Source organism: Pedobacter nanyangensis, assembly GCF_003313505.1.
GTDB classification, from domain to species: Bacteria; Bacteroidota; Bacteroidia; order Sphingobacteriales; family Sphingobacteriaceae; genus Pedobacter; species Pedobacter nanyangensis.
In genome coordinates, this window is the sequence record NZ_QMHO01000006.1 from 148929 (window position 1) to 161538 (window position 12610).

Here is a 12610-nt window from a genome sequence, read left to right on the forward strand (position 1 = left end):
ATCAAACGTAAGGTTAACAAAAGCTTTTCGTTAATTTGACGTTATCAACTTAATCTCAAAGAGAGTTTTTTTTTAAATGATAGGCTACCTGCGGTGTTGTATTTTCTGTTTGCTCAATTTTGGGATGTTTAGCGCCTTTGCACAACATTTTGTGCTTTCCGGAAAAGTAACTGAAATTAAAGGTTCGAATGTGCCGTTTGTTTCGGTATATGTAGGTAGTACAACGCAAGGCACCTCATCTAATATTGATGGGCAGTATAAGCTCACCTTGCCCGCCGGAAAAATAGAAATACTATTTACCGCAGTGGGCTATGAAGACCGCAAAGTAACGGTAGCAATGAAAGAGAATACCACTTTGGATATTGTACTTGCACCAAAAATATTCATGCTGAATGATGTAGTCATCAGATCAAAAACAGAAGATTTGGCCAACGACATCATGAAAAAGGTGATTGCCAACCGTAAAACACATCTGAACGAAGTGGATGCTTTTTCGGCAGAGGTTTACACCAAAGCCATGCAAAAACTGGTAAGTGCCCCCAAGCGGTTTTTTGGCCGAGATGTAGCTACCATTTTAGACTTGGACAGTAATCGGCAAGGCATTATTTATCTTTCGGAAACCGAATCGAAACTGGATTTCAAACAAAGAGATAAGGTAAAGGAAGTTATGGTGTCGTCGAAAATTGCGGGCGACAATAACGGGTTCAGTTTCAACAAAGCTTCTGACTTGATGGTCAACTTTTACAACAATGTGCTGTTCGAAGACAAACTTTCTGTAAGAGGTTTTGTATCGCCCGTGGCCGACAATGCCTTCTCCTATTATAAGTACAAATTTTTGGGCAACAGCGAAGAAGATGGCAAAACCATCAGCAAAATAGAGGTTATTCCCAAAAGAGGCAATTTACCCGCTTTTTCGGGTGTGATCTATATCGTAAATAAAAGTTGGCGCATAAATGCCGTAAACCTGTTTGTCACCAAAGACAATGGCATTGAACTCATTGACACGCTTACCGTAAAGCAACAGCTCATAGAAATTGGCAACGTTTACGTTCCCCAGTCGCTACAATTTAGCATTGCAGGGAAAATATTAGGATTTAAGTTTACGGGGTATGTGATGGGGGTTTTTAAGAATTACAATATCCAGCCCCATTTCAATAAAAACTTTTTCACCAAGGAAATTTTAAAGGTAGAGAATAATTCGAACAGGAAAGACCCCTTTTACTGGGAAAAACATCGCTCAGTACCACTTACTCCCGAAGAGCAGAATAACTATCTGCGGAAAGACAGTATCAGCGCACTAAAAGCTTCGCAAAAATACCTCGATTCGGTTGACCGAATCAAAAACCGCTTTAACGTGGCGCAAATATTGGTTACACCCTATGTGTACTACCGCAGTTACAATAAAAAAAGCATCACTTACGATCCCATTGCTACCAGTGTTTTTTACAACACCGTAGAGGGTTTGGGATTAAAGTATGCGGTAAACTGGCGACAGGGATTTGATGACGGGCGCTTCTATTCCATTAGGCCCGAGGCCCGCTATGGTTTTGCCAACCAACATTTCAACGCCAATATCAAAGCCAAATACTTGTATGACCCCATCCGGAACGCCACCGTGTCCATCGGTTTTGGTTCAGAGGTAGCCAATTTAAATTCGCTGGTACAAACCAATTTGCTCCGCAACACCATTAATGCACTGGTTTTTGGGAAAAACGTAGCAAAGTTTTATGAACGTAGGTTTCTCAATGTGGAAGCCTCCAGGGAATTTGCGCCAAGCTTTGAGCTTAAGCTAACCGCCGACTACGCCAACCGCTCGGCACTTTTAAACAGCAATTTCGAAAGTTTTAGGGGGCAACCTAAATTTACTTCCAATAATCCCTTTGCGCCAAATGACGAGAACAGCCTGCTATTTCCCGATCATAAGGCCCTGGTGGTTAGCGGTACCTTAGCCTATACGGTTGCCCAAAAATACATCACCCGCCCTGATGGACGCTTTTACATGGAAAGCAATTATCCGCGGATAGAATTCAATTATAAACGGGGGATTAGGGGCATATTTGGTTCAAGTGTCGATTACGATTTCATTTCCTTGGAGATTTATCAGAAAAAGCTCCATTTTGGCATGCTTGGAAAATCATCAATATTATTAGGTGCCGGAAAGTTTTTAACAACCAAAAACCTAAACTACCCCGATTGGAAGCACTTCAGAGCCAACCAATCTATGGTATTTGATCCCGATGAACGAAATTTCCAATTTTTGGATTTCTATATCTTCAATACAACCAAGCAGTATTTCGAGGCGCATTTCCAGCATAACTTTGGTTCCTTTTTCTTTAGTAAAATCCCTTTGCTTAAAAAATTAAAGCTAGAGGAAATTATTGGAGGCGCCTACCTTTCTTCTCCCGAAAAAAGAAATTATAATGAATTTTATTTTGGTATAAAACGCTTAAACTTTAGGATACATTATGGCTATGCCTATGACAGAGATGTACTGATCAAGAAAAAATTTAAGTTTTCTTATGGGTTTAATTTGTAGGGTGAGCCATAAATGCGCAGATTTACTGGCTAACGGGATGCAACAACCTTGTGTCCCCTTTGCGTAAAGCTAAACCCTTTGCGGCAAAAAACACGCCTTAAGAAAGGAAAAGCTAGGCCAAGAACGTAAAGCCATCTTCATCCAGTGCTGTGCGCCTATAGCTAATCATCATTTTATGACGAAAATCATCTTTGCCAAAACCTAAATTAGGCTTATCTTTGCATTGCCTTAAACGCCGTTTGCAGCGGTATCAACGGAAATATGAAATATAACACCCTACTTTACTATTGCTATTCGCCAATAGCAGAGGCTGAGCAATTTGCGGCCGATCATCTTCAATTTTGTAAATCACTGGGCTTGGTTGGCCGTATCATTGTGGCCGACGAAGGCTTGAACGGAACCGTATCCGGCACTGTAGAGGCCTGCAAAGCCTACATGGAGCACGTACACGCTGATGAGCGTTTTGCCAAAACCGAATTTAAGATAGACGAGGTAGACCAACCTTCGTTTATCAAGATGCACTGCCGCTACAAAGCCGAAATTGTACACTCAGGCCTTCGCGATGCCAGCATTATCGACCCTAACAAGAAAACCGGCAAGCATCTGGAACCTAAAGAATTTAGCGAGATGATGCACAATGAGGATGTGGTAGTGTTAGATGTAAGGTCAAATTACGAACATAACCTAGGAAAATTTAAAAATGCGATCACTCTAGATATCGATAATTTTAGGGATTTTCCTGAGCAAATTGAAGCCCTGGCCCAATATAAAGACAAAAAGGTACTCACCTATTGCACTGGTGGCATCAAATGCGAAAAAGCTTCGGCATTATTGCTACACCACGGCTTTAATGACGTTTACCAACTGCATGGCGGAATTATCAAATATGGTAAAGAAGCTGGCGGTAAAGATTTTGAAGGCAAATGTTATGTGTTTGATAACCGTATTGCCGTAGATGTGAACTCGGTAAACCCTACCGTGGTAAGTAAATGTTTAAACTGCGGGACTACTACCTCTAAAATGATTAATTGTGCCAACCCTGAATGCAACGAGCACTTTACGCAATGCGATACTTGTGGCGAAGAACTACAGGGATGCTGCTCCGTAGCTTGTAGCGAACACCCACGCAAGCGCCCTTATGATGGTACAGGCTATTACGTGAAAGTGCCGCAGCATGTAGCGATAAAAGACTAAATGATAAATCGAAAGCTATCCAAATTAGGGTAGCTTTTTTTATGATTTACTCATATAAACCTTGCCGTTTTTAAGCGAGACTTACCAAATTTCAGAGATTTCACAAGCCTATCTTAGCTTCAAGCAGCGATGTTTCCTTTTATTTTTTTATTTTGTCATTATTGCAATATTCAACACCTTCTGCATGAAGCTTAACCTGTCTACAATTTCCTTTCTTTTAACCCTCTATTTTTTTTGCCTTAAAGATTTAGCGGCCAACGATATTCCCAGAATCGGGGTTCCCTATGTTCAAAATTTCCATAAATCGTCGTATGCCGCAGGCAACCAAAACTGGTCTATTGCCAAAGATCAAAAAGGAGTTATGTATTTTGGAAATTCCAGCGGTTTATTAAGCTTCAATGGCCGCTACTGGGAAAAACACGAACTACCCAACAAGCAAATCGTAAGATCGGTAGCGGTAAACAGCGACGGCCTTATCTATACCGGCGGCTTTGGCGAATTTGGTTATTGGGACTATCGAAACAAAAAACTCAGCTATACTTCCTTAATTAAATTGCTTCCCAAAACGGCACAACTTACTGGCGAAGTTTGGAAAATATACACCCTCGGCAAAAAAATTTACTTTCAAACGTTTTCACACATTTTTGTTTATGAGAACAAAAAAATAACCGTGATAAAGCCTGCTAATAACCTGCTATTCCTGCATAAGGTGGGCAACAGATTGTTTGCCGAAGTGATTGAAAAAGGGCTATTTGAACTAAAGGACAAACAGCTTGTAAAGTTAGAAGGCAGCGAAATATTAGACAAAACAGGCGTACTTTGCATTTTGCCATTCAAAAACAATCAATTTTTAATTGGCACCAGTAAAAACGGTTTGTTTCTATATGACGGAAAAACGTTCAGCCCATTTGCCAATGGAGCCAACTCCTATCTGAAAACATACCAATTGAACAATGGTGCCAGGCTACTAAAAAACTATTATGCTTTTGGTACCATTTTAAATGGCATTGTCATTATTGACGAAAACGGAAACGTTATCCAAACCATTAACAAAACGAGTGGCCTACAAAACAATACCGTACTTAGCATTTATAACGATAACGAGGACAATCTTTGGGCTGGCCTCGACAATGGCATCGACCGCATTGAGCTCAACTCGCCCCTATCGTTTTATTTTGATAAGACCGGAAAATTTGGCACGGTTTATTCAAGCCTGATATTTGGAAACAAAATCTACCTGGGTACCAACCAGGGTTTATTTTACGGTAACTGGAGCAATAACGCCGCAGGAAACTTTGATTTTAAGTTAATTCCCAATTCACAGGGGCAGGTATGGGATTTAAGCAGGATAGATAACCAGCTCATTTGCGGACACAATAACGGAACCTTTTCGATAGTTGGCGACAGAATTGAAAAAATATCAAATATCAATGGAGGTTGGACCCTCAAAAAACTGAAAAGCAATCCCAACGGTTTGATTCAGGGAACCTATACAGGGCTAAGCATTTACCTTAAAGATGCTAACAACCATTGGGGCTTTAGCCACCGCATTGAAGGTTTTGGCGAACCCTCTCGTTATGTAGAGCAGGACCATAAAGGAAATATCTGGGTAAGCCACGCCTACCAAGGGCTTTATCGTATTAATGTAAGCAACGACCTCAAAAAAGCAGTAAAAATAAAATACTACGATGAAAAAAATGGGCTGCCCAGTAGTTTTAACATCAATGCCTTTAATCTTGAAAACAACGTAGTTTTTTCTTCCGATTCTGGCTTTTACGTATATGACGATATCAACGACCGCTTTAGCAAATACTACGCATTAAACAATAAACTGGGAAATTTTAGCACCTCCAATAAGATTATCAAAGCGGGAAACGCCAAATATTGGTTCATTAACCACGGCCGCATGAGCTTGGCCAGCTTTAGCGAACCTGGAAAAATATCGATCGACTCAAACCGTTTTAACATTTTAGATGGCCGTATGGTTCAATACTATGAGAACATCAGCCAAATCAGCAATAACCTTTACCTGATAAGTGTTGATGATGGTTTCGCCATTTATAACGATGCATTAGCTACATCCATGAAATCTTCGGCAAAATTGCCCAACGTATTGATTGGTAAAATTGAAGATATTACCGATAGGTACAGTCTTATCACAGAAAACGTAGATAGCCAGGAGGAAATAGAAATCCCATTTTCAAGAAACAGTATCAGGATTTCATTTGCGCTGCCTTATTACCGCCTGTCTAAAATCAAATTTCAATACTATTTAGAAGGATTTTCCAAACAATGGTCGGAATGGAGCCCGGCTACGCAAAAAGATTTTACCAATTTAAGCAACGGCACTTATGTTTTCAAAGTACGTGCTAAAATTGACGACCGTGCCATTAGCGAAATCAGTTTGGTAAAAATTGTTATCCTGGCACCTTGGTACGCCAGTAATTGGGCCTGGGCTTTCTATTTTATCTGTGTCATTATCGGGCTTATTGTAGGTAAAAAAATATACGAGGCAAAACTTAAAAAAGACCGGCAAAAAATAGCCGACAAACTGCAAAAGGAAAAAGAGGAATATCTAAAAAAAGAAGCCGAAGCTACCGAAAAGCAAATTGCCAAATTGCAAACAGACCAGCTGCATGCCGAACTGGCCGGAAAAAGCCGAGAACTGGCCAACTCAGCCATGAGCCTGGTTTACAAAAACGAGCTACTGCAAAAAATAAGCCAAGAGCTATATAAACTTAAAGACAATAAAGATCAAAAACCACAGGACGACCAATTGCGCAAAATCCAAAAAATTATTGATGACGGCATGAACGACGAACGAGATTGGAACCTGTTCGAAAATAGTTTTAACGAGGCGCATGAAAGTTTCTTTAAAAAGTTAAAAGCCAATCATCCTGACCTGGTTCCAAATGATCTCAAACTTTGCGCTTACCTACGCATGAACATGAGCAGTAAGGAGATGGCTTCGCTGTTAAATATCTCCGTAAGGGGCGTAGAAATACGCCGGTATCGTTTGCGTAAAAAATTGGCGGTACCTCACGATAAGAACCTCACCGAGTTTCTCATCGAGATTTAGCACTACATCATTACCTCTCACACCACTTTTTTGTTTGGCCTAAAAAATGCCAAAAACCTTGTCCATGTAGTAGTGCCATTTTCCCAAATAAGCAAACAAAAACCGCTGTTTAAGCAATAAAAACAGCGGTAAAAGCCAAGCCTGAGATAACCACAACACCACACTTGATGTAGTAATGTGCAAGTACTTTTTGTTGTTCATACCAAACAAAAGTTCAACATTCGTGTAGTCAATTCTGGGAGTAGCACCGCAAAATGTCTCCCACTGACTGTGTGTTCAAATAATCAAATATTAAATCAACGGTATGAAAAAAATCTTTACAGAACTCTCTGTTTTAGCTTGTTTTTGTTTGCTTTTATTATCAGACGTTGCCTTTGCCCAAAACGTTACAGTTAAGGGTGTGGTAAAAGATGACCAAAACCTCCCGATCCCCTCGGTAAGCATCATGATCAAAGGCACTACAAACGGCGTACAAACTAATGCAGACGGAAGTTACACCATTAGCGCACCAGCAAACGCTACCTTGGTGTTTTCATTTATTGGCTTTGCCAATCAAGAAATCCCTGTGAACAACAGGCCCAACATTAACGTAACTTTATTACCTGCAGCTAACGATTTGCAGCAAGTGGTAGTGGTAGGTTACGGAACTCAGAAAAAAGCAGATGTAACAGGCTCTATTTCGAGTGTTAAGGGAGAGGATATTGAGAAATTTACGGTAACCAATCCAATTGCTGCTTTGCAAGGTAAGGTTCCGGGAATGACCGTAGCCAATTCTGGTGCACCAGGCGCCAGTCCAATAGTGCGCTTAAGAGGTGTTTCAAGTACCAAATATGCCGATCCTTTATATGTAGTAGATGGTTTGCTACAAGACAACATCGACTTTTTAAATCCAAATGACATTGAAAGTATTGACCTATTAAGGGATGCATCGTCAACAGCTATTTACGGATTAAGGGGAGCAAATGGGGTAATTGCCATTACTACCAAAAGAGCAGCCAAAGGAAAAACTACAGTAAACTTTCAAAGCACAGTGGGTGTACAGCATGTGGCTAACCGTATAGACGTTGTAGATGCAGACGGATTTAAGAAACTATATTCTGCGCAACTGGCAAACGCGAGCCTACCTCCTTTTGACTATACCAATTTCACCGCAAATACAGATTGGCAAGATCAAATACTTCGCAATGCAACCATTAATACCAATTCGTTAACGATTTCAAACAGTGGAGAAAAATCGACTACCCTATTGAATATTGGCTACAACAATCAAGATGGAGTAGTTAGATACAACAACTATAAAAAGTTTGTTGCCCGCTTAAACGAAGAAATCAGAATAAACAATAACATTAAAGTTGGCGGAAACATTACAGGTTTCCATTGGAGAAACCAGCCTACCTCAGTTACATTAAACCGTGCAATTTGGGCAGCACCAATAGCTCCTATACAGGCCGACGACAATACCTATTACCTAATGCCTTCATTTCAAACACAAGTACTTAATCCTGTGGCAGAAATGAACCGTAACAGAAATACGTCAATAAACAGAGGCTACAGATTTAACGGAAGTTTATATGCAGAGGTTAAATTTCTAAAAGATTTCACTTGGAAATCTACGGTATATACCGATTTGGGCTTCAACAATGCTCGTAGCTATAAGCCACTACCTTTCAGTTTCATTCGCCTTGGAGAAGGTACCAATGCGACAGAAACACAATATGATAAATTTGCAAGAACTGAAATCGCTCAAAACACTTTCGAAAGCAGAAAGTACCAACAAGACCATACTTTAAGCTACAGCAAAGAACTTAAAGGTGGGCATAGAATTGATGCAGTAGTTGGTTTCACCACGGTCTTTATGTCAAGCACTTCATTAAATGGGTCTCGCAGAGATACTACTTTAAATGTACCATTTGATCCTAAATTTTGGTATCTATCCAACAACATCATCAATGAAAATAATCCAACTTTCAATGGTGGTGGAGGAAATGAAGAATCCAACGCTGGTGGTTTTGCCAGAATAAGCTATGCCTATAACAACAAATATTTATTAAATGCAACGATTAGAAGAGACGGAAGCTCTAGGTTTGCGCCAAAAAACAGGTGGGGAACCTTTGGTAGCGTTGGTTTGGGATGGGTTGCTAGTGAAGAAAGTTTCTTCAAAGACAATATCAAAGGCATTGATTTCTTAAAATTCCGTGCCGCTTGGGGCAGATTAGGCAACTCTAATGGGATAGATCCAAATCTTTACCAACTAGCATTAAGTACAGGCGAGTCGGCGATTTTCGGAAATAACGTATATCCTTCTATCGTAAACGCTTACCTTCCAGATCCAAATTTACGCTTTGAAATTGTACAGGGCATTGATGTAGGTTTGGAATTAAGAGCGCTTAGCAACAGACTAAGTGCAGAACTAACTTACTATAACAAAACTACTGACGGAATTCTTAGTCAAATAATCTTACCAAGCGTAGCTGATAACTATTTTACCAATTTAGGTAAGCTTACCAATAAAGGTGTAGAGATCAGTTTAGGATGGAATGATGTAATTGGGTCCGACTTCAGATACAATGTTACTGGTAATTTCAGCTACAATAAAAATGTGGTTAACTCCATCGGTAACACGTCGAACTTCCAAATTGTTAGGGGTGGGACCAACGTTACGGAATCAGGAAAATCTGTTGGTTACTTTTATGGCTATAAGCAAATCGGTATTTACCAAAGTTCTGCCGATGTGGCAAGAATGGCCGGCTTCCCCGACTCTGCCCCTGGTGATATTGCTTTTCAGGACACCAATGGTGATGGGGTTATTACCGCAGCAGACAGAACCTACTTAGGCACGCCTTTTCCACCGTATAGCTACGGCCTTAACCTTTCCATGAGCTACAAAGGCTTCGATCTAGCGATTGAAGGCCAAGGTGTGGCAGGAAACCACATTTATACCCAGCGCCGCACAGGAAGTTTCGCCGTGTTAAATTATGAAACCAACAGATTAAACGCTTGGACTGCTCCAGGCACTAGCAATGTTGAACCAATTATCAACAGAAACCGTGCAAACAACTATTTATTTAGTAGCTACTTTTTAGAACCTGGTGATTATTTCCGTATCCGTAACGTACAATTAGGTTATGCGTTTGCCAATGCGGCCATGAAGAGCATTGGCGTACAGAAATTACGCCTTTTCATCAGTGGACAAAATATTAAAACATGGACAAAAGCAACAGGATATACGCCTGAAGCTCAAATAAATGACATTCTTCAAAGCGGTGCCGATAATGGGATTTATCCAGTGCCAGCCGTTTACTCTTTTGGATTAAATGTAACTTTTTAACCACCGTAATTAATTTTTGAAAAATGAAAACATTATATAAAACAACAAAGAATATTGGTGTAGCCTGTCTAGCGATAGCGCTTATGGCATCAATCTCTAGCTGTAAAAAATTTCTAGATACACAAAGACAAGGACAGTATACCGATGAAGACTATCCTTACCCGGGAGGTTCTGGTCCCTATGACCAATATATTTTTGCGGCCTATAAAAGCTTAAGAGCATACGGAGTGCATTCGTTTGGCTTCATTCTTTCTACTTCAGTAAGAAGTGATGACGCTGATATTGGTAGTTCTCCTGGCGATGGCGGTGCAAACGTACAAACCTTTGAGACTTTTCCGCTTTCACCTGCTAATGGCATCATCAATGGAATGTGGGTGGAATATTATGGCATGATAGACAAATGTAATATTGTACTAAATCAAGTAGAGAATAATAAAGAGATTATTGCAACTGATGCAAACAAACTCCAATCTCAGGCAGAAGCAAGATTTTTAAGGGCATATGCTTACTTTAACATGGTAAGGTTTTTTGGTAGAATCCCTCTCATTACCAAACCACAATCTCCTGGGCAAGCAGGCGTACCGCAGAGTACTCCGGCCCAAGTGTATGCTTTAATTGAAAGTGACTTGCAATTTGCAGCAGCTAATCTCCCTCCTACTTGGGACCCTCGCTTTGTTGGACGTGCGACCAGCGGTGCAGCTAATGGTTTATTGGCTAAAGTTTATTTAACCCAACAAAAATGGGGCGCAGCAATGGCTGCAGCTAACTTAGTAATGACCAGCGGCCAATACAACCTAAATACTCCTTACAGTGAAATTTTTAAGGAAGAAGGGGAAAACAGCAAAGAAAGCGTTTTTGAAGTACAAGCAACAGCAACCGCTGCTATTCCAACGGCTAACGGTGTGCAGTACACCGCAAATCAAGGAGTTAGAGCTACTGGCGATTGGAACCTTGGAGATGGCTTCAACGTACCAAACACTACATTAGACCTCGCCTACGAGCCTAACGATCCTCGTAAAGCCAGAACTTTCCTATACAGAAGTACAGCCACTACCACTTACAGAACAGTATATGGCGATGCTACAGCCACCACTTGGCAAAACCCTATTTACAACCATAAAGTATATACTAATCCAGCCAGAAGAGCCTCAATAGGCAACAGATTTGGATGGTGGATGAACATTAGGATTTTACGCTATGCCGATGTGGTATTAATGTACGCAGAAGCAGCTAATGAAGTAGGTGGCACAGCAAATTTTACCGCAGCAACAAACGCCTTAAATAGTGTGAGGGCAAGAGCAAGACAAGGCGCCCCAGCGGGAACATTAGCCGACATTGTTTTTGTAGATCAAGCACAATTGAGACAAGCCATCCGTCAAGAAAGAAGAGTAGAGCTGGCAATGGAACACGAGCGTTTCTTTGACTTGGTAAGATGGGGAATTTCTGGAACAGCAATGGCTGCCGCAAACAGACCTAATTTTGCTGAATTCCGCGACGTGTTAATGCCAATTCCTATTGTGCAGATAGATCTAAGTAAAGAACCTAATAAGTTAACCCAAAACGCGGGCTATTAATCATTACGCATATGAAATTTTCAAATATATATACAAAGGGTTGCTTTATAGCTTTAGCGCTAGCAAGCACAGTTTTTTCTGCTTGTAAAAAAGATGGAAACCCAAACAATCTGCCTGAAGTTAGTCCAGCAGATTACGAAGGCACCATCGACGGTTTTAGAACTACCGAAGATGTTTTCAAAGAAAATATGGTTGCCTATTTTACTTTTGACGACACCTATAATGAAAAGCTTTCTAATACAGCACCAACCTTAAAAAGTGGTGATACCTTTGTGGCTGGTTTCAAAGGGAAAGCCTTGAATTTAAATTCGGGATATGTTTACTACGGCACACAATTTAATGCCTTTAAAACAGATGCCTTCAAAAGCTTCACCATCAGTCAATGGATCAAAATATTAAACAATGGTACCAAACGTACCATGTTATTGACTATTGCCAGACCAGGCCTGCTTCAAGGGAACTTGAACATTAACCTAAATACGCAAGCAAGGCCAGCGAGCAATTTAGATTTTATTGGTATTCAACCTATTTTTGCAACTGTAGGTGGAGGTACTCAAGACAACTTGAACAATACCACTTCTCCTAAAATTGGTAATGATAATTGGGTTCACCTGGTGATTGCCTACAATGGTTTAACAGGAAGATTTAACATTGTAGCAAACGGTGTGAATGTGGGTAGTTTCTCTGATAGAGGCGTAGGAAACAATCTTTTCAAGTCTTACGAGCCTAACGAGCTAATTTTTGGCGCTAACTATAACCTTATCCCAGGAAAAACGGTGAATGCCGATGTAGCTTATGCCCCAATGACTGGTGTAATTGACGAGGTAAGAATCTACAACAGATTTATGCCAGATGCCATTGCAAAAGCACTTTACAACTTAGGCAAAGCAGGTAAATAA

The 12610-nt window shown here is 40.5% G+C and carries 6 protein-coding genes; all 6 read left to right on the forward strand.

Translation table 11 applies throughout. From position 1 onward, the window contains the following. Nucleotides 1–76: 76 nt before the first annotated feature. Nucleotides 77–2536 (forward strand): DUF5686 and carboxypeptidase regulatory-like domain-containing protein, encoded by a 2460-nt coding sequence (locus DUT71_RS12280; protein ID WP_113662828.1) that lies wholly within the window; start codon nt 77–79, stop codon nt 2534–2536. 261 nt (nt 2537–2797) lie between these two features. Next, nucleotides 2798–3730: an oxygen-dependent tRNA uridine(34) hydroxylase TrhO gene (trhO, locus tag DUT71_RS12285; protein ID WP_113662829.1), complete on the forward strand. Its 933-nt coding sequence runs from the start codon at nt 2798–2800 to the stop codon at nt 3728–3730. Nucleotides 3731–3914: 184 nt separating this feature from the next. Further along, complete coding sequence (locus DUT71_RS12290; RefSeq protein ID WP_113662830.1) at nt 3915–6809, forward strand: two-component regulator propeller domain-containing protein; 2895 nt, start codon at nt 3915–3917, stop codon at nt 6807–6809. A gap of 304 nt (nt 6810–7113) precedes the next feature. Continuing rightward, a complete protein-coding gene (locus DUT71_RS12295; protein WP_113662831.1) occupies nt 7114–10137 on the forward strand; it encodes a SusC/RagA family TonB-linked outer membrane protein in 3024 nt (1007 codons plus the stop codon). 23 nt (nt 10138–10160) lie between these two features. Continuing rightward, entirely contained in the window at nt 10161–11711 is a 1551-nt protein-coding gene (locus tag DUT71_RS12300) for a RagB/SusD family nutrient uptake outer membrane protein (protein ID WP_113662832.1), read from the forward strand. Nucleotides 11712–11722: 11 nt separating this feature from the next. Then, on the forward strand, nt 11723–12610 hold the full coding sequence (locus DUT71_RS12305; protein WP_113662833.1) for a LamG-like jellyroll fold domain-containing protein: 888 nt from the start codon (nt 11723–11725) through the stop codon (nt 12608–12610).